Annotated in this window: 19 protein-coding genes and 1 pseudogene; 14 read left to right on the top strand and 6 right to left on the bottom strand. The window is 58.9% G+C overall.

From position 1 onward, the window contains the following. Positions 1-131: 131 nt before the first annotated feature. Entirely contained in the window at positions 132-584 is a 453-nt protein-coding gene (locus F0320_RS02375; RefSeq protein ID WP_126328936.1) for a YhcH/YjgK/YiaL family protein, read from the bottom strand. Positions 585-1,259: 675 nt separating this feature from the next. On the opposite strand from F0320_RS02375, the gene arcA reads away from it, so the two are divergent. The 5 genes from arcA (at position 1,260) to F0320_RS02350 (ending at position 6,442) form a co-directional block, all read left to right on the top strand. Next, positions 1,260-2,480, top strand: a complete 1,221-nt coding sequence (gene arcA / locus F0320_RS02370; RefSeq protein WP_149323805.1) for an arginine deiminase — start codon at positions 1,260-1,262, stop codon at positions 2,478-2,480. Between the two features lie 10 nt (positions 2,481-2,490). Further along, a complete protein-coding gene (gene arcC, locus F0320_RS02365; RefSeq protein ID WP_126328938.1) occupies positions 2,491-3,402 on the top strand; it encodes a carbamate kinase in 912 nt (303 codons plus the stop codon). 24 nt (positions 3,403-3,426) lie between these two features. Then, positions 3,427-4,431, top strand: coding sequence for an ornithine carbamoyltransferase (gene argF, locus F0320_RS02360; RefSeq protein WP_032647051.1), 1,005 nt, complete (start codon positions 3,427-3,429; stop codon positions 4,429-4,431). 47 nt (positions 4,432-4,478) lie between these two features. Continuing rightward, complete coding sequence (locus tag F0320_RS02355; protein WP_149323804.1) at positions 4,479-5,882, top strand: YfcC family protein; 1,404 nt, start codon at positions 4,479-4,481, stop codon at positions 5,880-5,882. Between the two features lie 80 nt (positions 5,883-5,962). Continuing rightward, positions 5,963-6,442, top strand: coding sequence for an arginine repressor (locus F0320_RS02350; RefSeq protein WP_029739272.1), 480 nt, complete (start codon positions 5,963-5,965; stop codon positions 6,440-6,442). Positions 6,443-6,445: 3 nt separating this feature from the next. Here the strand turns inward: F0320_RS02350 and F0320_RS02345 are convergent. Continuing rightward, a pseudogene (locus tag F0320_RS02345) lies at positions 6,446-6,563 on the bottom strand (hypothetical protein). On the opposite strand from F0320_RS02345, the gene F0320_RS02340 reads away from it, so the two are divergent. From F0320_RS02340 to ridA, 4 genes are all read left to right on the top strand, one after another. Continuing rightward, a complete protein-coding gene (locus F0320_RS02340) occupies positions 6,543-6,647 on the top strand; it encodes a pyrBI operon leader peptide (protein WP_022646880.1) in 105 nt (34 codons plus the stop codon). The pseudogene F0320_RS02345 and the gene F0320_RS02340 overlap by 21 nt on opposite strands. 34 nt (positions 6,648-6,681) lie before the next feature. Continuing rightward, positions 6,682-7,614, top strand: coding sequence for an aspartate carbamoyltransferase (gene pyrB / locus F0320_RS02335; protein ID WP_023310198.1), 933 nt, complete (start codon positions 6,682-6,684; stop codon positions 7,612-7,614). Positions 7,615-7,626: 12 nt separating this feature from the next. After that, positions 7,627-8,088: an aspartate carbamoyltransferase regulatory subunit gene (pyrI, locus tag F0320_RS02330; protein WP_023310197.1), complete on the top strand. Its 462-nt coding sequence runs from the start codon at positions 7,627-7,629 to the stop codon at positions 8,086-8,088. Between the two features lie 73 nt (positions 8,089-8,161). After that, positions 8,162-8,548 carry a 2-iminobutanoate/2-iminopropanoate deaminase gene (gene ridA / locus F0320_RS02325; RefSeq protein ID WP_008501391.1) on the top strand — a complete coding sequence of 129 codons (387 nt, stop codon included), beginning with the start codon at positions 8,162-8,164 and terminating at the stop codon, positions 8,546-8,548. 50 nt (positions 8,549-8,598) lie between these two features. Here ridA and F0320_RS02320 read toward each other — a convergent pair whose 3' ends face one another. Beyond that, positions 8,599-10,983 carry a beta-N-acetylhexosaminidase gene (locus F0320_RS02320; protein ID WP_126328939.1) on the bottom strand — a complete coding sequence of 795 codons (2,385 nt, stop codon included), beginning with the start codon at positions 10,981-10,983 and terminating at the stop codon, positions 8,599-8,601. A gap of 140 nt (positions 10,984-11,123) precedes the next feature. Beyond that, positions 11,124-13,832, bottom strand: coding sequence for a magnesium-translocating P-type ATPase (gene mgtA / locus F0320_RS02315; RefSeq protein ID WP_126328940.1), 2,709 nt, complete (start codon positions 13,830-13,832; stop codon positions 11,124-11,126). A gap of 387 nt (positions 13,833-14,219) precedes the next feature. Here mgtA and treR point away from each other — a divergent pair, with 387 nt between their 5' ends. The 5 genes from treR (at position 14,220) to nrdG (ending at position 21,531) form a co-directional block, all read left to right on the top strand. Further along, a complete protein-coding gene (treR, locus tag F0320_RS02310) occupies positions 14,220-15,167 on the top strand; it encodes a trehalose operon repressor TreR (RefSeq protein ID WP_126328941.1) in 948 nt (315 codons plus the stop codon). 129 nt (positions 15,168-15,296) lie between these two features. Beyond that, complete coding sequence (gene treB / locus F0320_RS02305) at positions 15,297-16,715, top strand: PTS trehalose transporter subunit IIBC (protein ID WP_029739268.1); 1,419 nt, start codon at positions 15,297-15,299, stop codon at positions 16,713-16,715. Between the two features lie 51 nt (positions 16,716-16,766). Further along, the gene (gene treC, locus F0320_RS02300; protein ID WP_126328942.1) at positions 16,767-18,410 is read left to right on the top strand and encodes an alpha,alpha-phosphotrehalase; all 1,644 of its coding nucleotides are present in this window, start codon (positions 16,767-16,769) and stop codon (positions 18,408-18,410) included. A gap of 376 nt (positions 18,411-18,786) precedes the next feature. Beyond that, entirely contained in the window at positions 18,787-20,925 is a 2,139-nt protein-coding gene (gene nrdD, locus F0320_RS02295; protein WP_032662478.1) for an anaerobic ribonucleoside-triphosphate reductase, read from the top strand. 141 nt (positions 20,926-21,066) lie between these two features. Further along, on the top strand, positions 21,067-21,531 hold the full coding sequence (nrdG, locus tag F0320_RS02290; RefSeq protein WP_126328943.1) for an anaerobic ribonucleoside-triphosphate reductase-activating protein: 465 nt from the start codon (positions 21,067-21,069) through the stop codon (positions 21,529-21,531). 32 nt (positions 21,532-21,563) lie between these two features. Here nrdG and F0320_RS02285 read toward each other — a convergent pair whose 3' ends face one another. After that, a complete protein-coding gene (locus F0320_RS02285) occupies positions 21,564-23,474 on the bottom strand; it encodes a BglG family transcription antiterminator (protein WP_126328944.1) in 1,911 nt (636 codons plus the stop codon). 19 nt (positions 23,475-23,493) lie between these two features. Next, the gene (locus F0320_RS02280; protein WP_126328945.1) at positions 23,494-24,630 is read right to left on the bottom strand and encodes a lactonase family protein; all 1,137 of its coding nucleotides are present in this window, start codon (positions 24,628-24,630) and stop codon (positions 23,494-23,496) included. Positions 24,631-24,646: the final 16 nt, after the last annotated feature.

The raw sequence follows: 24,646 nt of genomic DNA, 5'->3' as shown, positions 1-24,646 counted from the left end.
CGCAGGAAAAGCGCAGGTAAATGAGAGATGAAGAGGGAGTGCGGGAATTTTAAGCTGGATCACATATTGCGTGGGTGCGGTCTGGTGCCCTCACCCCTGCCCTCTCCCACAGGGAGAGGGAGTAAACCCGCTTAGCCGATCAGCATCTTCACCACAACCTTACGCACCTGCGCCGGCGCCCCCACCGCACACAGCGGCTTATGCACTTCACCCGGCCAGAACACCACAAAATCCCCCTCGCTCAACACCACGGTTTTCTCCTGCTCGCCTTCAGGCAGGAACGCGATGTCTTTGTCCGCCAGCCAGTCGGTGTCCGGCGTGCCGTGCGGCAGGGTGCTGAAGGTCATCCCTTCCTGGCCCTTCATTACGATCTGAATATCCAGATAGCGCGCGTGGTACTCGGCGCGGCGCTCGGCGAACGGCTGGGTCATGTCTTCCGAGACCAGATAAAACAGGCTGTTGCCGTTGATGTCGTGTTTCCCGAGCGGCGTGGCGTCGGTGACGTGGGCTTTAACGTGCTCAATGGCCTGACGCAGCGCGTCAGGCAGCCAGGACTGCAGATGGTGGATGTTGCCGATAATCATGTGAAATCCCTCTATGTAAAACAACGTTTCATTTTTATCAGTTATACGAGAGTTAAGACTGCCATACCAGCCCTTTTTCGAGGAGGTTTGCGCGAGCGCATGTTTATCGGGAAAGGTGTTAACCCACTGTTAATCCTGCCCAGGCATTTATGCAGAGGTTATGCATAACCTCGATCAGCGCTTATCATCCGACTGTTCTAACCTCTTGATCATGCTCTCTAATTAACAAAACCCGTTGCCGTCTCACACTTTACTGTTTTGATAAATTGCTCTAAAAAACCATAATTATTTATTGATTTTCCTTAAGTCAAAAATAGTTAATTACGTTAATTGCATAGCCATTCTTATGTATAATATTTATCATTTAAAATCAACCACATAACAACACATTTCAAAAGATTAAAATCTACAAAATAATAACAACCTCAAATAATGCCACCTGATCCTGCTTAGCTATTCACCTCTCAATAATATGAAATTAATCATTATCTGATGCGAATCATGCAAATGAAAACAAACCGTTTAATATCCAGTTTCGCGTGAGCAATATCACAATACGGATTATTTAACTGCCTAGTATGAATCACGAAATCAATTGAGCTTAGCCGCCATGAAATTAAACACATCACATGGCGCATGCCCTTTTTATTCTGAAAAACAGTTAAAGGAATAATTATGGAAAAGCATTACGTCGGTTCTGAAATTGGTCAATTGCGTAGCGTTATGCTGCACCGCCCAAATTTAAGTCTGAAACGTTTAACGCCATCAAACTGTCAGGAGCTGCTTTTCGATGACGTGCTCTCGGTTGAGCGGGCAGGTGAGGAGCATGACATCTTCGCCAACACGCTACGCGAGCAGGGTGTGGAAGTCCTGCTGTTGACCGACCTTCTGACACAAACCCTTGATATTGCAGAAGCGAAAGCCTGGCTTCTGGATACCCAAATCTCTGACTACCGCCTCGGCCCCACCTTTGCCGGCGACGTGCGCGGCTGGCTGGCGGATATGCCGCACCGCGAACTGGCGCGCAGGTTAAGCGGCGGATTAACCTACGGCGAAATTCCGGCGGCCATTAAAAATATGGTGGTGGATACCCACACGGCGAATGATTTTATTATGAAGCCGCTGCCAAACCATTTATTTACCCGCGATACCTCGTGCTGGATTTATAACGGCGTCTCTATTAACCCAATGGCGAAACCGGCCCGTCAGCGTGAAACCAATAACCTGAGGGCAATATATCGCTGGCACCCGGCGTTTGCCGACGGCGATTTTATTAAGTATTTCGGCGACGAAAATATTAATTACGACCACGCCACCTTAGAAGGCGGTGATGTATTAGTCATTGGCCGCGGCGCGGTACTGATCGGCATGTCCGAGCGCACGACGCCGCAGGGCGTGGAGTTTCTCGCCAACAGCCTGTTTAAGCACTGTCAGGCCGAGCGCGTGATCGCCGTTGAGCTGCCAAAACACCGCTCCTGCATGCACCTCGACACCGTCATGACCCACATCGACGTGGACACTTTCTCCGTCTACCCGGAAGTGGTGCGCAAGGACGCCCAGTGCTGGACGCTCACCCCGGACGGACGCGGCGGCCTGCTTCGCACCCAGGAGACCGACCTGCTGCACGCTATCGAGAAAGCGCTCGGCATTAGCCAGGTGCGCCTGATCACCACCGGCGGCGACGCCTTTGAAGCCGAACGCGAGCAGTGGAACGACGCCAACAACGTGCTGACCATCCGCCCCGGCGTGGTGATTGGCTACGAGCGCAACGTCTGGACCAACGAGAAGTACGACAAAGCAGGCATCACCGTGCTGCCCATTCCTGGCGACGAACTCGGACGCGGGCGCGGCGGCGCGCGCTGCATGAGCTGCCCGCTGGAACGCGACGGAATTTAAAGGAGCCATCATGGAACGAAAACCCACTCTGGTTGTGGCCCTCGGCGGCAACGCGCTGCTCAAGCGCGGCGAGCCACTGGAAGCGGAGATCCAGCGCCAGAACATCGAGCAGGCCGCGCGCACCATCGCCGGATTAACAGAACAGTGGCGTGTGGTGCTGGTGCACGGCAACGGGCCGCAGGTCGGGCTGCTGGCGCTGCAGAACAGCGCCTATGACAAAGTCACGCCCTACCCGCTGGACGTTCTCGGTGCCGAAAGCCAGGGAATGATCGGCTACATGCTCCAGCAGGCGCTGAAAAACAATCTTCCGCAGCGCGAGGTGAGCGTCCTGCTCACGCAGGTAGAAGTGGACGTCGCCGACCCGGCCTTCAGCAACCCCACCAAATACATCGGCCCGGTCTACAGCGAAGCCCAGGCAAAAGCGCTGGCCGCGGAAAAAGGCTGGGTGTTTAAGGCCGACGGCAGCTACTTCCGCCGCGTGGTGCCGTCACCGCAGCCGAAGCGCATCGTCGAGAGCGACGCCATCACGGCGCTGATCCAGCGCGACCACCTGGTGATCTGCAACGGCGGCGGCGGCGTGCCGGTGGTTGAGAATGCCAATGGCTATCGCGGCATTGAGGCGGTGATCGACAAAGACCTCTCCGCCGCCCTGCTGGCGCGCCAGATAGAGGCCGACGCCCTGCTGATCCTGACCGATGCCGACGCGGTGTATCTCGACTGGGGCAAATCGACCCAGCGCCCGCTGGCGCAGGTGACGCCGGAGCTGCTCAGAGGCATGCAGTTCGACGCCGGCTCGATGGGGCCGAAAGTGGCCGCCTGCCGCGAGTTTGTTGAAGCCTGCAACGGCATGGCCGGGATCGGCGCGCTGGCCGACGGCGCGGAGATCCTCGCGGGCGAGAAAGGCACGTTGATTCGTAACTAATTCAAATTTAAAAAGGATTTACCCATGACCATCAACCTGAAAAACCGCAACTTCCTGAAACTGCTGGACTACACCCCGGCGGAGATCCAGTACCTGATCGACCTCGCCATCGAGCTGAAGGCGGCTAAAAAAGCCGGGCGCGAAAAGCAAACCCTGGTCGGGAAAAACATCGCCCTGATTTTTGAAAAAACCTCCACCCGCACCCGCTGCGCCTTTGAAGTGGGCGCGTTCGACCAAGGCGCGCAGGTCACCTACCTCGGCCCAAGCGGCTCGCAGATCGGCCATAAAGAGTCGATGAAGGACACCGCCCGCGTGCTGGGCCGCATGTATGACGGCATCGAATACCGCGGCTACGGCCAGGCCATCGTCGAAGAGCTGGGCGAGTACGCGGGCGTGCCGGTGTGGAACGGCCTGACCGACGAGTTCCACCCCACGCAAATCCTCGCCGACCTGATGACCATGCTGGAGCACGCGCCGGGCAAAACCCTGCCGGAGCTGAGCTTTGCCTATCTCGGCGACGCGCGCAACAACATGGGCAACTCGCTGATGGTCGGCGCGGCCAAGATGGGGATGGATATCCGCCTCGTCGCGCCGAAATCCTTCTGGCCGGAAGCCGGGCTGGTTGAACAGTGCCGCGCCATCGCCAAAGAGACGGGCGCGCGTATCACGCTCACCGACGACGTGGAAGAAGGCGTGCAGGGGACCGATTTCCTCTACACCGACGTGTGGGTCTCCATGGGCGAGCCGAAGGAAGCCTGGGCCGAGCGCGTCAGCCTGATGAAGCCGTATCAGATTAATGCAGACGTCATGAAGGCCACCGGCAACCCGAACGTCAAGTTCATGCACTGCCTGCCGGCGTTCCACAACGAGCACACCAAAGTGGGCCGCGAGATAGAGATGGCGTACGGCCTGAAGGGGCTGGAGGTGACGGAAGAGGTCTTCGAATCACCGAACTCCATCGTTTTCGACGAAGCAGAGAACCGCATGCACACCATTAAAGCGGTCATGGTGGCGACACTCGGCGACTAATCACCGCCCGGCGCGCCGCGGGGTGCGCCGGGTTTAAGGAGAACATCATGGGCAAGTTTAAGTTTCCCTCCGCTTACACCATTCTCTTTTTCCTGATTGCCGTTGTGGCGGCGCTGAGCTGGGTCGTCCCCGCCGGTCAGTACCAGATGGCGATGAACGAAACCCTCGGTAAAGAAGTCCCGATTGCCGGAACGTACGCGCACGTGGCGGCACATCCGCAGGGGCTGGTTTCCGTCCTGATGGCGCCCATCGCCGGGCTGTACGATCCGGTCTCCGGCCAGGCCGGGGCGATCGACGTCGCGCTGTTTATCCTGATCATCGGCGGTTTTCTCGGGATCGTCACCAAAACCGGGGCGATTGACGCCGGGATCGAGCGCGTTACCACCCGGCTGCGCGGGCGCGAGGAGTGGATGATCCCGATCCTGATGGCGCTGTTTGCCGCGGGCGGCACGATTTACGGCATGGCCGAAGAGTCGCTGCCGTTCTACACCCTGCTGGTGCCGGTGATGCTGGCCGCCCGGTTCGATCCGGTTGTCGCCGCCTCTACCGTGCTGCTCGGGGCGGGGATCGGCACGCTCGGCTCTACCATTAACCCGTTTGCCACGGTGATCGCCGCCAACGCTGCCGGGATCCCTTTCACTAACGGCATCGCCCTGCGCGTGGCGCTGCTGGTCATCGGCTGGGTCATCTGCGTGGCGTGGGTGATGCGCTACGCCCGTAAGGTGCGCCAGGATCCGTCGCTGTCGATCGTCGCAGACAAACAGGAAGAGAACCGCGCCCATTTCCTCGGCGACAAGGGCGAACAGTCGCTGGAATTCACCCCGGTGCGCAAAATCATCCTGGTGATTTTTGCCCTCGCCTTCGCGGTGATGATCTACGGCGTGGCGGTGCTGGGCTGGTGGATGGCGGAGATCTCCGCGGTGTTTCTCGCCAGCGCGATTATCGTCGGCCTGATTGCCCGCATGAGCGAAGAGGAGCTGACGTCGACGTTTATCAACGGCGCGCGAGATTTGCTGGGCGTCGCGCTGATTATCGGCATCGCGCGCGGTATCGTAGTCATCATGGATAAGGGGATGATTACCCACACCATTTTGCACAGCGCGGAAGGGCTGGTCAGCGGGTTGTCCACGGTAGCGTTTATCAACGTGATGTACTGGCTGGAGGTCGTGCTGTCGTTTCTTGTGCCTTCTTCATCCGGCCTGGCCGTTCTGACGATGCCGATCATGGCGCCGCTTGCCGATTTCGCTAACGTCAACCGCGACCTGGTGGTGACGGCTTACCAGTCGGCCTCCGGCATCGTTAACCTCCTCACGCCCACTTCTGCCGTCGTGATGGGCGGGCTGGCTATCGCCCGCGTGCCCTACGTGCGTTATCTGAAATGGGTGGCGCCGCTGCTGGGCATTTTAACGGTGGTGATTATGGTGGCGTTAAGTCTGGGTGCCTTGTTGTGATTTGCCGGATGGCGCTGCGCTTATCCGGCCTACGGATCGGTGCCGTGCCACCGGTTATTACAGGAACTGATATGGGAACTATGATGGATTACGAAGAGTACTCTCCCAAAGAGCAACTACAGCTGACGGTCTGCCAGCGCCTGATCGCAGAAAAGAGCTATCTCTCTCAGGAGGAGATCCGCCGGGATTTGCAGGAGCGTGGTTTTGAGACCATCAGCCAGTCCACCGTTTCACGTCTGCTTAAATTGCTCGGCGTCATAAAAATTCGAAATGCCAAAGGGCTAAAGATTTATTCGCTGAATCCCCAGCTGCGCCCTGCCCCCGACGCCGCGCGTACCGTGTCCGAAATGGTGGTCAGCGTCGAGCACAATAGCGAGTTTATCCTTGTGCACACCGTCGCCGGATATGGCCGCGCGGTGGCGCGTATTCTGGATTATCACCAGCTACCGGAAATTTTAGGCGTGGTGGCTGGCAGCAGTATCGTCTGGGTCGCTCCCCGGGTCGTGAAGCGCACCGCGCTGGTGCATAAGCAAATTAATTATTTACTCAGAACGCATTAATATTCATAAAGAACCGTTTGCATTGAGTAAAGCGTGCATTAAATCGCTTGATCCCAAAAGCGAGCTGCGTATAATGCCCGACAATTTGCCGGGAGGAAGCATGGTCAAGCGTGTACGACATAACGTCTTACCGCGTCTGAAATCAGACGCTGGCCTGCCGTTTTTCTTCCCGTTGCTAAATCTATTCCCAGAGCCCCTCATTTGAGGGGCTTTTTTTTGCCCGGCGTCAGGAGATAAACATGAATCCGCTTTATCAAAAACACATCATTTCCATAAACGACCTCAGCCGCGAAGAGCTGGAACTGGTTCTGGAAACCGCGGCAAAACTGAAGGCCAATCCGCAACCGGAGCTGCTGAAGCACAAGGTGATTGCGAGCTGCTTCTTTGAAGCCTCGACCCGCACCCGTCTCTCCTTTGAGACCTCCATGCACCGCCTGGGCGCGAGCGTGGTGGGCTTCTCGGACAGCAGCAACACGTCGCTGGGTAAAAAAGGCGAAACCCTGGCGGATACCATTTCAGTAATCAGCACCTACGTCGACGCGATTGTGATGCGTCATCCGCAGGAGGGCGCGGCGCGCCTGGCGACCGAGTTCTCCGGCGGCATTCCGGTGCTGAACGCCGGTGACGGTGCCAACCAGCATCCGACGCAGACCCTGCTGGATCTGTTCACCATTCAGGAGACGCAGGGCAAGCTCGAGAACCTGAACATCGCCATGGTTGGCGACCTGAAGTATGGCCGCACCGTCCACTCCCTGACCCAGGCGCTGGCGAAATTTAACGGCAACCGCTTCTTCTTCATCGCGCCTGACGCGCTGGCGATGCCACAATACATTCTCGACATGCTGGATGAGAAAGGCATTCAGTGGAGCCTGCACGCCAGCATCGAAGAGGTGATGAGCCACGTGGATATTCTGTACATGACCCGCGTGCAGAAAGAGCGTCTGGATCCGTCCGAGTACGCCAACGTGAAGGCGCAGTTCGTGCTGCGCGCCAGCGACCTTGAGGGCGCGCGCGACAACATGAAGGTGCTGCACCCGCTTCCGCGCATCGATGAGATCACCACAGACGTGGACAAGACGCCGCACGCCTGGTACTTCCAGCAGGCCGGAAACGGCATCTTCGCCCGCCAGGCGTTACTGGCACTGGTTCTGAATCGCGAATTGGCACTGTAAGGGGAAACGACCATGACACACGATAACAAACTCCAGGTTGAAGCCATCAAGCGCGGCACCGTGATTGACCACATCCCTGCGCAGGTGGGCTTTAAGCTGCTGACGCTGTTCAAACTGACCGAAACCGACCAGCGCATCACCATCGGCCTGAACCTGCCGTCGGGCGAGATGGGCCGCAAGGACCTGATTAAAATCGAGAACACCTTCCTGACCGACGAGCAGGTCAACCAGCTGTCGCTGTACGCGCCGGACGCCACCGTCAACCGCATCGACGAGTATGAAGTTGTCGGTAAATCCCGCCCGAGCCTGCCGGATCGCATCGAAAGCGTGCTGGTCTGCCCGAACAGCAACTGCATCAGTCACGCTGAGCCGGTTTCTTCCAGTTTTGCAGTGAAAAAACGCGCCGATGACATCGCGCTCAAATGCAAATACTGTGAAAAAGAGTTTTCTCATTATGTGGTGCTGGCCAACTAATTGAGGTTGGTAATGAAATCCCGGCTGTTATAATGGCCGGGAACATTCTTAACGCTGTAATTCTGGAGAAAACATGAGCAAAGTACTCGCGACGGAAAATGCACCAGCGGCTATCGGCCCTTACGTTCAGGGCGTTGATCTGGGTAGCATGATCATCACTTCCGGTCAGATCCCGGTGAACCCAAAAACCGGCGCGGTGCCGGAAGACGTCGCGGCACAGGCGCGTCAGTCGCTGGAAAACGTGCAGGCTATCGTTGAATCTGCCGGTCTGAAAGTGGGCGATATCGTGAAAACCACCGTTTTCGTGAAGGATCTGAACGATTTCGCGACCGTTAACGCCACTTACGAAGCGTTCTTCACCGAGCACAACGCCACCTTCCCGGCGCGCTCCTGCGTGGAAGTGGCCCGTCTGCCAAAAGACGTGAAAATTGAAATCGAAGCGATTGCGGTACGTCGCTAATTCGCTTTGGCGATAAAAAAGGCAGCCCGGGCTGCCTTTTTTGTTGCTTGCTACTGATTCCTCGTCGCCCTGAGCAGCGTCTCCAGCGGATAGACCGCCGCAATCACCACCTCGTCCTGAACCTTCGCCGCGTTATCCAGCTCGCTCTGAATCGAGGCTATCTCTTTATCATCCAGCGTGCCCTGGCGCGCCACCAGATCCGTCAGCCTCAGGCCAATGGAGGCCAGCTTATCCACCTCCTGAATCACTGGCTTCATCCCCTTCAGCTGATAGCTGTTTTCGCTTAGCGCCAGCGCGTCGCTGGTGTTGTTCTGCCACCGATTGAAAACGTGGCGCAGCGCGTCGGCGCTTTCCGCGTCTTCCGCATCGCTCACCAGGCGGTCCGCCCATTTGTTCATCTGGCGCACGGTGGCGCTTTCGGCGTTCAGCGCATCGGCGAAGCGGTTGAGCGGTTCGAACTGATGGTAGTTTCCGGCCTGGAACTTCAGGTGCTGGCGGGTGTAATACTGCGCGGGCTCTACCGCCTGCGCGAGGATCTGCAGCGGCAGCGTGTCGGCATTACCGGCAAGGCGCGTGAACTGCACCTGCTGCTGGGTATGCTGCTGCAGCCCGACCGACACCGTCGACCAGCTGTCCATCGCCTGCAGGCGGGTGTACATGTTGTCGACATCGTTGACGTCCTGCGCGGACCACAGCCGCTCCGCCACCGCAAAGGTGCGCGGCCACAGGCGGATATCCAGCACCGGCGCCACCACGTTTTCCGCCCACAGCGCGGCTTCACCGCCGAGCAGGTTGGCCTGATTCGCCACGTCCGGCACGACGGGCGGAATGCCTTTCGGCACCGCGTCCAGACGCGTGCCGCTGATTGGGTAACGCGTATTCCCCACCAGGAAATAGCCGGTGAGCTTGTCGTTATCGACGGAGACCACCGGGCGCGTCTCGCCCATCCAGGTGTCGACGGTGAAGGTCACCTGGTTGTCGTCACGCCATTCAATATCCTGCACCGCGCGGCGCGATTTCCCGGCAAAATCAATAAATCCGCGCCAGCCTGCGTCCCCTTTCACCAGCGTGAAGCTCCCCTCCACCGGCTTGCCCTTCAGGCGCGGCATGGAAAAGGCCCAGCTCTGGACGCTGTCGGTGTCTGCAATCACATCCACGCCGTTCAGACCCTGCGGGACAATTTCGTTGCGGTAGTGATAGGCGGTGGACTGGGGCTGGTCGAGATAGAAACCGGTGGAGAGAATGCCCTTGTAGCCGTTCTGCGCCACCTGCCCCAGCGCGTCCTGGCCCTGCCAGGACTGGATCAGAATGCTTTTCGGCAGGTCGGGATGGTAGATCTCGTCCCAGCCGACCATCTGCCGGTGATGCTTCTCAAGGATCGTCTCCAGTTTACGGTTGAAGTACGCCTGCAGCGCGTGGCTGTCCGCCAGCCTGTTGTCGCGCATAAACTGTTGAATGGCCGGGTTCGCTTTCCACTGGGTGTCATCCACCTCGTCACCGCCGATATGCAGATACGGATCGGGGAAGATCGCCGCCAGTTCGCTAACCATCGCGTCAGCAAAGGCGTAGGTTGCCTCTTTTGTGGGATCCAGCACCGGCTTCAGCACGCCCCAGTGGCGCTCCATTGCGTATGGCCCCGGGGCGCTCATCAGCTCCGGATAGGCTACGGCAATCGCCGAGGCGTGGCCCGGCATGTCGATCTCCGGCACCACGCGGATACCGCGCTCGGCGGCGTAGCGCACCACCTCACGCATCTGTTCAGGCGTGTAGAACAGCCCGTCGCTGGCAAGCTGCGTCAGCTTAGGATAGCGCTTCGAGCTGAAACGCCAGCCCTGGTCGTCGGTCAGGTGCCAGTGCAGGACGTTGAGCTTCGCCGCGGCCATGCCGTCGATCTGACGTTTGATATCCGACAGCGGGATAAAGTGACGCGCCGAGTCGAGCAGCAGCCCACGCCACGGGAAGCGCGGCGAATCTTCAATGGTGACCCACGGCAGCGAGGTGTTTTCCGCGCCGTTCTGCATCAGCTGGAGCAGCGTTTCCATGGCGCGCAGCGCGCCGAAGCGGGTGTTAGCGGAGATATCGACGCCGTTGGCGTCTACCGTGAGCCTATAGCTTTCATCGCTGTCCGGCAGCGGCTGCGGTTTTACCTTTTTAGCGATGGCAATGCGGATAGTCGGTTTGTCTGGCTTTTCAGCCTGCGGCTGCAGCGTCCAGCCGGTTTGCAGGGCAATGCGCTGGCGCAGGCGGTTGACGGCGTCACCGAGATCGTCCCCGCTGACGCTAATGGATACGTTGTTGCTGAGCACCAGCGCGCCCTGGGTCGTCGGGCGTTCAACCTTCGCAGGCCAGGGCATCAGGGGGAGATCGCCTGCCGGGGCGGCAAAGGCAGAGGCGCCGAGCATCAGCCCGGCGGTTAAGAGACTGTACCGTAACATGAATGTTCCTTATCTGACGGGCCAAATAAAGGCAAAACATTCTGTTAACATGCGCTCAATTTGTCGTCAAGCGAATGCGCCGACGGAGATCACAGGTTGTTGAATTTGGGAGGAAAGCTAGCTGCCCGGCGGCGCTGCCGTTACTGCCACCCGTACCGACGCGCATAGAATCCTTTCACCATCTGGGTCAGCACCATATAGCCCGCGAGGATCGCCACCAGCCACGGGAAGTAGCTCAGCGGCAGCGCCTGCAGCTGCAGGTAGCTCGCCAGCGGGGAGAACGGCAGCGCGATGCCCAATGCCATCACAATCCCCGTCATCACAATCAGCGGCCACGCGGCGCGGCTCTGGATGAACGGAATGCGGCGGGTGCGGATCATATGCACAATCAGCGTCTGCGACAGCAGACCTACCACGAACCAGCCGGACTGGAACAGCGTCTGGTGTTCCGGGGTGTTGGCGTGGAACACAAACCACATCAGGCAGAAGGTCAGGATATCGAAGATGGAGCTGATCGGGCCAAAGAACAGCATAAAGCGCCCTAAATCCGCCGGGTTCCAGTGCTGCGGCTTCTGGATCTGCTCGTCGTCTACGTTATCAAACGGGATCGCCACCTGAGACACGTCGTACATCAGGTTCTGGATCAGCAGGTGCAGCGGCAGCATCGGCAGGAACGGCAGAAACGCGCTCGCCACCAGCACGCTGAAGACGTTACCGAAGTTGGAGCTGGCGGTCATTTTGATGTACTTGAGCATGTTGGCGAAGGTGCGGCGCCCTTCGATCACGCCCTCCTCCAGCACCATCAGGCTCTTTTCCAGCAGGATAATATCCGCCGCCTCGCGGGCGATATCCACCGCGCCATCGACGGAGATACCGATATCCGCCGCACGCAGCGCGGGCGCGTCGTTGATGCCGTCGCCCATAAAGCCCACCACGTGCCCTTCGCGCTTAAGCAGGGTGACGATGCGCTCTTTGTGCATCGGCGTCAGGCGGGCAAACAGCGTGGTACGCTGGACAAGCTTCGCCAGCTCGTCATCAGAGAGATGTTCAATATCGCTCCCCACCACCACGTCGCCCGCGTCCAGCCCCACTTCATGGCACACTTTCGCCGCCACCAGCTCGCTGTCGCCGGTAAGGATTTTCACGGTAATACCGCTCGCCTTCAGCGCCTTCAGCGCCGGTGCGGTGGTCTCTTTCGGCGGATCGAGGAAGGCGATGTAACCCTCGAGGATCAGATCGGATTCGTCGATACGCTGATAGTCACCCTCGCGCGCGGGCAGGGACTTGCTCGCGACCGCCACGACGCGCAGCCCCTGACGGTTCAGGTTGTCGGTGACGCGCTTGATGCGGCGCAGCATGGTGTCGTCCAGCGGCACGATGTCGCCGTTATAGCGAACCTGCGTCGACACGTTGAGGATCTCCTGCAGCGCCCCTTTGCAGATCAGCTGGTGCACGTCCGTCTGCTCGCTCACCACCACAGACATACGGCGGCGCTCAAAGTCGAACGGGATCTCATCTACCTTCTGCCAGCGGCCGGAGAGCGTGCGGGCGGATTCCTCGTCCACCCCTTCCAGCACCGCGACGTCGAGCAGGTTTTTCAGCCCGGTCTGGTAATGGCTGTTCAGCCACGCGCTGTGCAGGACGCGCTCGCTGGTTTTGCCGGAGATATCGGTGTGGTTCTCCAGCACGATTTTGTCCTGCGTCAGGGTGCCGGTTTTATCGGTGCAGAGGATGTCCATCGCGCCAAAGTTCTGAATGGCGTCGAGGTGTTTGACGATCACTTTCTGTTTAGAGAGCTTCACCGCCCCGCGCGCCAGCGTGGAGGTGACGATCATCGGCAGCATTTCCGGCGTCAGGCCAACGGCCACGGAGAGCGCGAACAGGGCCGCTTCCCACCAGTCGCCTTTGGTGTAGCCGTTGATCAGCAGCACGATCGGCGTCATCACCATCATAAAGCGGATCAGCAGCATGCTGACGCGGCCAATGCCTCTCTGGAAGGCGTTCGGCTCGCTCTCCTGCTCGCTGACGCGCCCGGCAAGCTGTCCAAACCAGGTGTTGCCCCCGGTGGCGGTAACAATCGCCTGCGCGGTGCCGCTGACCACCGTGGTGCCCATAAAGCACAGGGTGTCGCACTCGAGCGGGTTCATCTGCTGCGGGTCGCGGCTGCGCGCTACCTTTTCAACGGGCAGGGATTCCCCGGTCAGCGAGGCCTGCGCAACGAAAAGATCGCGTGCCTGGATGATGCGTAAATCCGCCGGAATCATGTCCCCCGCCGCCAGCTTGACCAGATCGCCCGGCACCAGCTGGTCGATAGGCAGCTCCACCCAGGCGTTTTCGCCGAGATCGTTAATCACGCGGGAGACGGTCGCGGTGTTGCTGACCATCGCCTTCAGGGCATCCGCCGCTTTGGTGGAGCGGGCTTCCTGAATGAAGTTCAGCAGCGTGGAGATACCGACCATCAGGGCAATGACGCCTGCGGCAAACAGATCTTCCGTCGCGTAAGAGATGAGGCCGAGCACGGTCAGCAGCAGGTTGAACGGGTTGCGGTAGCAGAGCCACAGGTGCACCCACCACGGAGACGGCTTTTGCGCCGGGATCTGGTTATCGCCGTGCACGGCGCGGATTTTTTCCACTTCGGTAGCGTTTAGCCCTTCCGGGTGTCCGCCGAACGCGCGCCAGACTTCGTTTTCATCCATCGCCGCCACGTTCAGGCAGCGTTCGGTCAGGGACGCGGGGATCGCCGCCCCCGCCATGTTTTTGGCATTGGGCAGCGGGTCGCGCTGAACAAGACGTTGTGGCAGGTGGCGGCTCAGCAGCGCCTGCAGCTGCCGGGTGATATTTTTAAACATAATCATTCCTCCGCATCCGCCAGGGCGGACGCAGCAATTCCTTCAGGCGTGGCAAAGCCGTACCTGAGAGGCACTTTATTTTTCAAGCAGGAACGTTTAAGACGTTGCTGCCTCACGCCGGTGAGACAGCAAAAGCTGGCTTACCGGAAAGAACGCATTCTCCCGTTCAGGAGAGGTGTGGGATCGGGATCCATGAAGCCTCCGGTAAGTAAAAAGTAGGGTGTCGCCGCGCAGTATAAGGATTTAAGCGTACCCTATATGGCTATTCGGGCGGTATTATACCCCCCTGCAAATAAACCGAACGTAAACCAGACTTTGCCCATAGCGAAATCGCGCTATAGCATTAGGCTCAATTCACTACATCGTCGTTGTTACAGGGAATACAGCATGCAGAACCGCCTTACGATTAAAGACATCGCGCGTTTAAGCGGCGTGGGGAAATCGACCGTCTCGCGCGTGCTGAACAACGAAAGCGGCGTCAGCGAACGCACCCGCGAGCGCGTTGAGGCGGTCATGAATCAGCACGGTTTTTCCCCTTCCCGCTCCGCGCGCGCCATGCGCGGGCAGAGTGACAAAGTCGTCGCCATCATTGTCTCGCGTCTGGACTCTCTGTCTGAAAACCTCGCCGTGCAGACCATGCTGCCCGCCTTCTACGAGCAGGGGTATGATCCGATCATGATGGAGAGCCAGTTCTCTGTGCAGCTGGTTGAAGAGCATCTGGGGATGCTCCAGCGGCGCAACATTGATGGCGTGGTGCTGTTCGGTTTTACCGGCATTAAGGACGAGATGCTGAAACCCTGGCAGCCTTCGCTGGTTCTGCTGGCACGCGATGCACACGGGTTTGCCTCCGTCTGCTACGACGATGAAGGGGCAATCGTGACCCTGATGCAGCGTCTGTACGAGCAAGGCCATCGCCACATCAGCTATCTGGGCGTGCCGCACGCGGACGTTACCACCGGCAAGCGCCGCCACGAGGCGTATCTGGCCTTTTGCAAACAGCACAATCTCTCCGCCGTGGCCTCCCTGCCGGGGCTGGGCATGAAGCAGGGCTACGAGCAGGTCGCCAGCGTACTGACGCCGCAGACCACGGCGCTGGTGTGCGCCACGGATACCCTGGCGCTGGGTGCCAGCAAATATCTACAGGAGCAGCGCATCGATAACCTGCAGGTGGCGAGCGTCGGCAGCACGCCGCTGATGAAGTTCCTGCACCCGGAGATCATCACCGTCGATCCGGGCTACGCCGAGTCCGGCAGACAGGCCGCCGCGCAGCTGATCGAGCAGATAAACGGGCGTTCAGAGCCCCGTCAGATCGTCATTCCCGCTCACCTTTCGTAACCCCTCTAAAACAGATTATTGTGATCTTCGCCTGATTTCGGGAACGTTCCCATTTTCGCCGTCACGCTGAAGGAGTAGGCTTGCGCTCAGGTCATTACACCCCCTCACCATCTGTCATGAGGTTTCATGATGAGTAAAGTCAAACAAGCAGATATCGATCGGCTGATCGTCCTGGTCGGCGGCCGCGAAAACATCGCTACCGTCAGCCATTGCATTACCCGCCTGCGCTTCGTGCTGAACGATCCGGCCAAAGCCAACCCGAAAGCCATTGAAGAACTTTCCATGGTCAAAGGCTGCTTCACCAACGCCGGGCAGTTCCAGGTCGTTATTGGTACCGAAGTGGGCGATTACTATCAGGCTCTGCTGGCGACAACCGGGCACTCCTCCGCCGATAAAGAGCAGGCGAAGAAGGCCGCGCGCCAGAATATGAAGTGGCACGAGCAGCTGATTTCCCACTTCGCGGAAATTTTCTTCCCGCTGCTGCCCGCGCTGATCAGCGGGGGCTTAATCTTAGGCTTCCGTAACGTCATCGGCGATGTGCCGATGAGCGACGGCAAAACGCTGGCGCAGATGTATCCGGCGCTGAAAACCGTTTACGATTTCCTGTGGCTGATTGGCGAGGCGATCTTCTTCTATCTGCCGGTCGGGATTTGCTGGTCCGCGGTGCGCAAGATGGGCGGCACGCCGATTCTCGGTATCGTGCTGGGCGTCACGCTGGTCTCTCCACAGTTAATGAACGCTTACTTACTTGGTCAGCAAGTGCCTGAGGTGTGGAACTTCGGCCTGTTTACCATCGCCAAAGTGGGCTATCAGGCGCAGGTCATTCCGGCCCTGCTGGCGGGGCTGGCGCTGGGCTTTATTGAAACGCGACTGAAGCGCATCGTGCCGGATTACCTCTATCTGGTGGTGGTGCCGGTCTGCTCGCTGATTCTGGCGGTGTTCCTGGCGCATGCCTTTATCGGTCCGTTTGGCCGCATGATTGGCGACGGCGTAGCCTTCGCGGTGCGTCACCTGATGACCGGCAGCTTCGCCCCAATCGGTGCCGCGCTGTTTGGCTTCCTGTACGCCCCGCTGGTGATCACCGGCGTGCATCAGACCACGCTGGCCATTGATATGCAGATGATCCAGAGCCTCGGCGGCACGCCGGTCTGGCCGATTATCGCCCTGTCTAACATTGCTCAGGCGTCCGCGGTGACCGGCATCATCATCGTCAGCCGCAAGCACAACGAACGCGAGATCTCCGTTCCGGCGGCCATCTCCGCCTACCTCGGCGTCACCGAACCGGCGATGTACGGTATCAACCTGAAATACCGTTTCCCGATGCTCTGCGCGATGATCGGTTCCGGTCTGGCGGGCCTGGTGTGTGGTCTGAACGGCGTGATGGCGAACGGGATTGGCGTCGGCGGCCTGCCGGGCATTCTCTCCATCCAGCCGGCTTACTGGCAGGTGTTTGCCCTGGCGATGGCCATCGCGATTATCGTCCCTATGGCGCTCACCACCGTGGTTTACCAGCGTAAGTTCCGTCAGGGCTCGCTGCAGATTGTTTAACTTCTTCTTTCGGGGCGCAGTTGCGCCCCTTCGCATTTGCAGGAACGCATTATGAATACCCTTCCTCACTGGTGGCAGAACGGCGTCATCTATCAGATTTACCCAAAGAGTTTCCAGGATACCACCGGCAGCGGCACCGGCGATCTGCGCGGCGTGACGCAGCGTCTGGACTACCTGAAAACCCTCGGCATCGACGCCATCTGGCTGACGCCGTTTTATATCTCACCGCAGGTGGATAACGGCTACGACGTGGCGAATTACACCGCCATCGACCCGGCGTACGGCACGCTGGATGATTTCGACGAGCTGGTTTCCAGGGCCCACGAGCGCGGCATCCGCATCGTGCTGGACATGGTGTTTAACCACACCTCCACGCAGCACGCCTGGTTCCGCGAGTCGCTGAACAAAGAGAGCCCGTACCGCCAGTTCTACATCTGGCGCGACGGTACGCCGGAGCAGCTTCCCAACAACTGGCGCTCCAAGTTCGGCGGTAACGCCTGGCGCTGGCACGCCGAGAGCGAGCAGTATTACCTGCACCTGTTCGCCCCGGAGCAGGCTGACCTCAACTGGGAAAACCCTGAAGTGCGCGCCGAGCTGAAAAAAGTGTGCGAGTTCTGGGCCGATCGCGGCGTGGACGGCTTGCGTCTCGACGTGATTAACCTGATTTCGAAAGTTCAGGATTTCCCGGACGACAACACCGGAGACGGTCGCCGCTATTACACAGACGGGCCGCGCGTTCACGAATATCTGCAGGAGATGAGCCGGGACATCTTCACCCCGCGCAACCTGATGACGGTGGGCGAGATGTCCTCGACCTCGCTGGAGAACTGCCAGCAGTACGCGTCGCTCGACGGAAGCGAGCTGTCGATGACCTTTAACTTCCATCATCTGAAGGTGGACTACCCCGGCGGCGTAAAGTGGACGAAGGCGAAGCCGGACTTCGTGGCGCTAAAAACCCTCTTCCGCCACTGGCAGCAGGGGATGCACAACAAAGCCTGGAACGCGCTGTTCTGGTGTAATCACGATCAGCCGCGCATCGTGTCGCGCTTCGGTGACGAAGGAGAATACCGCGTTCAGGCCGCAAAGATGCTCGGCATGGTGCTGCACGGCATGCAGGGCACGCCGTATATCTATCAGGGCGAAGAGCTGGGGATGACCAACCCGCACTTCAGCCGCATCACCGATTACCGCGACGTGGAGAGCCTGAACATGTTCGCCGAACTGCGCGCCAACGGCCGCGAACCGGATGAATTGCTGACGATTCTGGCGAGTAAGTCCCGCGATAATGGCCGCACCCCAATGCAGTGGGACGCGTCGCACAATGCGGGCTTTACCGAGGGCGAGCCGTGGATTGGCGTCTGCGATAACTACGAGACGGTGAACGCCCGCGCGGCGCTGGACGACCCGGATTCGGTGTTCTATACCTACCAGTCGCTGATTAGCCTGCGCAAAACTCTGCCGGTGCTGACGTGGGGGGATTATGAGGATCTCCTGCCGGAACATCCTTCTCTTTGGTGCTACCGTCGTCAGTGGCAGGGGCAGACGCTGATGGTGGCGGCGAACCTGAGTAATACGCCTCAGGAATGGCAGGCAGACGCCCTCAGCGCTAAGTCGCAGGTGCTAATGAGTAACTATCCGGCACCGCAAATTACGTTGCTCCGTCCGTTTGAAGCGGTCTGGTGGTTGCAGCAGTAACTCTCTCTGCCGGGTGCGGCTCAGCACCCGGCTTACTTTACTGTTTTTGTTGAGTAAATAATCAGATTTTTCTCTCGCGCCTTTACAATCGCTGAAGCGCCCGCCGTTTGTACTCTCGTCTTTTTACTTTGTTCTGCATCAAATAAATCGCAAACATGTTTGATGCAAATCACTATATGTAGCACTTAAAATGCACGCCGACCCAACATCTTGTATTTATCGTCTACTATTCCAACAACAAGACGGCGCTTACGCTGGCCGGAATTGTGGATAACACAAGCTGGGAACGCGGGAAGTCTTTGGCCCGGCGGGGAATATGCCCGGTTATTACTTCTCCACCTCTGTGGATAACCTGTTTTCAAAAAATGGAGTGATCATGACACCGCATGTGATGAAACGTGATGGCTGTAAAGTGCCGTTTAAATCAGAGCGCATCCAGGAAGCCATTCTGCGTGCAGCTAAAGCAGCGGGAGTCGATGACGCAGATTACTGCGCCACCGTCGCAGAAGTCGTTAGCAGCCAGATGAACGAACGCAGCCAGGTCGATATCAGTGAGATCCAGACCGCGGTTGAGAACCAGCTGATGGCGGGGCCTTACAAGCAGCTGGCGCGCGCCTACATTGAGTACCGTCACGATCGTGACGTGCAGCGTGAGAAGCGCGGTCGTCTGAACCAGGAGATCCGTGGCCTGGTGGAGCAGACCAACTCCGCCCTGCTCAATGAAAACGCCAACAAAGACAGTAAAGTGATCCCGACCCAGCGCGACCTGCTGGCCGGTATCGTCGCCAAACACTATGCCCGTCAGCATCTGCTGCCGCGCGACGTGGTCTCGGCGCACGAGCGCGGTGAAATTCACTACCACGATCTCGACTATTCGCCGTTCTTCCCGATGTTCAACTGCATGCTAATCGACCTGAAGGGCATGCTGACCCACGGTTTTAAAATGGGTAACGCCGAGATTGAACCGCCAAAATCAATCTCCACGGCCACCGCGGTCACCGCGCAGATTATCGCCCAGGTCGCCAGCCATATTTATGGCGGCACCACGATTAACCGCATTGATGAAGTGCTGGCCCCGTTCGTGACGGCAAGCTTCAACAAGCATCGTAAAACGGCCGAAGAGTGGCAGATCCCGGACGCCGACGGCTACGCGCACTCCCGCACCGAGAAAGAGTGCTACGACGCCTTCCAGTCGCTGGAGTATGAGGTGAACACGCTGCACACCGCCAACGGCCAGACGCCGTTTGTGACCTTCGGGTTTGGTCTGGGCACCAGCTGGGAATCTCGCCTGATCCAGCAGTCCATCCTGCGCAACCGCATTTCCGGCCTCGGCAAGAACCGCAAAACGGCGGTGTTCCCGAAACTGGTATTCGCTATCCGCGACGGCCTGAACCACAAGTTTGGCGATCCGAACTACGACATTAAACAGCTGGCGCTGGAATGCGCAAGCAAGCGCATGTATCCGGACATCCTGAACTACGATCAGGTCGTCAAAGTCACCGGTTCGTTTAAAACGCCAATGGGCTGCCGCAGCTTCCTCGGCGTGTACGAAGATGAAAACGGCGAGCAGATCCACGACGGGCGTAACAACCTGGGCGTGATCAGCCTCAACCTGCCGCGCATCGCGCTGGAGGCGAAAGGTAATGAAGCTGAATTCTGGACGCTGCTGGACGAGCGCCTGCAGCTGGCGCGTAAGGCGCTGATGACCCGCATCGCGCGCCTGGAAGGGGTCAAAGCCCGCGTCGCGCCGATCCTCTATATGGAAGGGGCCTGCGGCGTGCGTCTGAAAGCGGACGATGACGTGTCTGAGATCTTCAAAAACGGTCGCGCGTCCATTTCGCTGGGCTATATCGGTATTCACGAAACCATTAACGCATTGGCTGGCGATACGCATATGTACGACAGCGAGGCCCTGCGCGAAAAAGGCATCGCCATCGTTCAGCGCCTGCGCGACGCGGTTGACCAGTGGAAAGAGGAGACCGGCTACGGCTTTAGCCTCTACAGCACGCCGAGCGAGAACCTGTGCGACCGCTTCTGCCGTCTGGACACCGCCGAGTTCGGGATCGTGGAAGGCGTGACCGACAAAGGGTATTACACCAACAGCTTCCACCTCGACGTGGAGAAAAAGGTGAATCCGTACGACAAGATCGACTTCGAAGCGGCGTATCCACCGATCGCCAGCGGCGGCTTCATCTGCTACGGCGAGTACCCGAACATTCAGCACAACCTGAAGGCGCTGGAAGACGTGTGGGATTACAGCTATCAGCACGTGCCGTATTACGGGACCAACACGCCAATCGACGAGTGCTACGAGTGCGGCTTTACCGGTGAGTTTGAGTGTACGAGCAAAGGCTTTACCTGCCCGAAATGCGGCAACCACGATGCGGCTCGCGTCTCCGTGACCCGTCGCGTGTGCGGCTATCTCGGCAGCCCGGACGCGCGTCCGTTTAACGCCGGCAAGCAGGAAGAGGTGAAGCGTCGCGTGAAGCATTTGGGGAATGGGCAGATCGGGTAAGTTCTGCGCAGGGTTCTCCCCCTCACCCTACCCCTCTCCCTCAAGGGAGAGGGAACCGATCGAGCACATTGCTAAGCCTGACTCCGGTTTTCTCCCTCTCCCCGTGGGAGAGGGCCGGGGTGAGGGCATCAGGTTAACGCTATGAATTATCACCAATACTACCCCGTCGACATCGTCAACGGCCCCGGCACCCGCTGCACCCTGTTCGTCTCTGGCTGCGTTCACGAATGCCCCGGCTGTTACAACAAAAGCACATGGCGCCTGAATTCCGGCATGCCGTTCACCGCCGAAATGGAAGACCGGATCGTCAACGACCTTAACGACACGCGCATCAAACGCCAGGGGATCTCGCTCTCCGGCGGCGACCCCCTACACCCGCAAAACGTGCCGGAGATCCTGAAACTGGTGAAGCGCATTCGTGCAGAGTGTGCGGGAAAAGATATCTGGGTCTGGACAGGCTACAGGCTGGATGAGCTGAACGCGCAGCAAATGGAAGTGGTGGATCTGATCAACGTCCTGGTCGATGGCAAATTCGTACAGGATTTAAAAGACCCGGCGCTGATCTGGCGCGGCAGCAGTAACCAGGTTGTGCATCATCTGCGATGATCAAAGGCGGATGTTATCCGTCCGCCCATACCTCAAAACCGGCTCAAACTCTCCATTGCCACCGCCTTAAATTCGGCAAAGTCACTGCAGCTACAGAGCCGCGACATCGCCCGTTCACGAAGGAAAGTGACGAAGATATCGTAAATCGCCATCGCCTCTTCGTACTCGCTTTTGCTGATGGCGAGCAGGAAGATGACGTGCGCGGTTTCGTCTCCCCACTGAACGCCGTGCGGGGCGAGCACGGTATAGACCACGGTTTTCTGCGCTAAAAGGCCGAGGGAGTGCGGGAGCGCAATACCGTCGCCGAGCATGGTGCTGACGATGGCTTCACGCTCAACAACCGAATCCAGGAACTCCGCGCCAACAAAGCCTTCGGCCTCAAGCTGTTCACACAGCTCGCGGAACAGCGTCTGCTGATCGATCGGCTTGTCGATAATGCGGAAATGGGCCGCGTCGAAGTATTTATCCAGCATCCACGGGCGGGTGCGGTCCACCAGCACCAGCTTGCCGATCTGCTCTAACTGATAGTCGGTCGGGAATGGGGCGATCGTCACCACCGGTTTGGACTTTTCGCTGACGCGGGCGGTGGCGATCACAAAGTCTTCGCCAATCGTTTCCGCCAGCTCGTACTCGCGCAGGGTGAGCGTGCGGACCACCTCAATCTGCGGGTACTTGCGCTGGAGCACCGCCTCGATCATGCGGACCATGGCATTCCCGGCGTCGCATACCAGCAGCACCCGCGGCTGGCGCTGGTAGCCGATGTTGTAATGGCGCTCCAGCCCGACGCCGATATGCAGCACCAGGAAACCAATCTCGTTTTCGCTGATCGCATACGGCGTGTATTTTCCCCAGCTCGACACCGCCGCAAGGGTCATATCCCACGCCATCGGGTAGTGCTGCTTGATGTTATCCAGCAGCGGATTGGGGATCATGATTTGATACCGCACGCGGGTGATCATGGTTTTGATGTGCGTGAGCAGGTCCGCGTGCAGCTGCACGTCGCTAAGCAGGTTGTAGTTATAGTGGGTGTTGATGTAGCGCAGGATGTAGTTGACCAGCGCTTCGTCGTCATCGGCATTAATCGCGCTGGGCGCGATCTCCTGGATCTGCCGCGCCGCAATGTGCACGCACAGCCAGCTCTCCTCTGAAGGTGAAAGCGCTTTGCCCGCCAGGTGCTGAATAGTGACGGCGATATCCTTCGCCGCCTCGCGCACGTTCTCTTCCACGTCTTCTGCGTGGAATTCCGGCAGCGGATAGCCCTCGCTGATGCGCCGCACCGACACCGCGCAGTACAGGCGCAGGAACAGCTCGCCTTCGTCGGTCAGGCGGATGTGATGACGCGTCAAGGCGTCGTGCAGCACCGGCACCATCTGCTCCGCCACGCCTGCATTCAGCGCCACGTCGGTCACCAGCGGGTTCAGGCTGTCCTGCTGCGCCAGCTCCCAGAGCAGATCGGTCAGGCAGGCGCGGGTCGACATCTCGCTGCCAAACAGCTTCATGCCGTGGCGAGGACGCGTTTCCAGCGTCAGGTTATAGCGGTGGAACCACTCGCGGACTTCGGCCATGTCGCTTTGCAGCGTGGCGCGGCTGACGAACCACTCGTCCGCCAGATCCTCGAGCTTAAGAGAAAATGCCGAGGTCAGAAAACGCACCACCAGATAATGCACGCGCTCCGGCCCGGTCCGGGGAATACGCAGCGCGCGCGGGTGGGAGGCCTGCAGCTGCTGGTAGCGCTGGGCATCATCAATTTTAAGCTGATAGCCGTTGCCCCGGCTCAATATAAACTGCGCGCCGTGGCTTGCCAGCAGCGCGTTCAGGGCGGTGATATCTGCACGGACGGTTCGCGTGGAGACCGACAGCCGCTGCGCCAGCTCGTCCTGCGGCAGCGTCTCGTTTTGCAACAGATCGAAAAGTTGCGCTAAACGTTGGTTCGGGAATCGCACGTCGTTGTCCTCTTACAGCTTAAGGTGAAATGACCATCTGGGATGGGCTGCCGACCGGGGTATAGTCCGGCTCGAAGCTCAATTTTCCGTCCTGCGCCACGCGGAAACGGGTAATGTTGTCGCTGCGCTGGTTCATGACGTACAGCCAGCGTCCCTGCTTATCGAGCGTCAGGGTGCGCGGGTAGTCGCCGCGCGTCCACACGTCGTCCTGATGCATCAGCGTACCCTCCGCTGTTACGGTAAAGTGCCCAATGCTGTTATGCAAACGGTTAGCCACATACAGCTGTTTACCGTCGGCGCTTAATGCGACCCCGGCAGCAAAGCTGGTGCCTTTGTAACCTTCCGGCAGGGCTGAAAGCGTTTTGCCCTCTTTCAGGGTACCGTTGGCGTTCACGGTATAATAGGTGAGCGTAGACGCCTCTTCGTTAATCAGCCACAGGGCATTGCCCTTCGGCGTAAAGACAAAGTGGCGCGGCCCGGCGCCTTTTGAGGAGGCGCTGATAAACGGCGGATCGTTCGGCGTCAGCTTTCCTGTTCGATCGTCAAAACGGTACTGGTAGAGGCGATCCAGCCCCAGATCGGTGGAAAATACGTATTTCCCGCTCGGATCGGCGGCGATCATGTGCGCGTGGGGGCCGTTATGATCGCTGATCGCGAAACTGCCCTCGACGGCAGCTTCCGGCTTCGCCGCGCCCGGCTCGCCTTGATCCTGATGAGTGTCCGTAGCCTCACCCAAGCTGCCGTCTGCCTTAACGGGCAGCACTGCGATAGATCCGCTGACGTAGTTCGCCACCAGCAGATGCTGACCGTTCGGCGTCAGCGACAGGTAAACCGGTCCCGCGCCGCCGGAGGCGACCTGATTCAGCTCGCTCAGCGCGCCGTTATCCCCCACCCGCAGCGCCTGCACCACGCCCTGCTCCACTTCGCTTGCCAGATAGAGCGTTTTGCCATCGCGTGAGACGGCCAGCTGCGCGGCGTTCGGCAGCCTGCTCACCAGCGTTTTATTCGCCAGCGCGCCGCTTTGCGGGTCAACGGTGAAGCGGTACAGCCCTTCACCGTTGGGGTTGTAGGTGCCCACCCAGGCGTACTGCGGCTGGGCGATAGCGGCGGTGGCGAACAATGAGAGTGAAGCGACAAGCAGGGTACGGGTGTGCATGGTGGCTCCTTCAGGT

The sequence above is a fragment of the Enterobacter dykesii genome, assembly GCF_008364625.2.
Lineage (GTDB): Bacteria > Pseudomonadota > Gammaproteobacteria > Enterobacterales > Enterobacteriaceae > Enterobacter > Enterobacter dykesii.
This window is presented reverse-complemented; position numbering and strand designations above follow the sequence as displayed.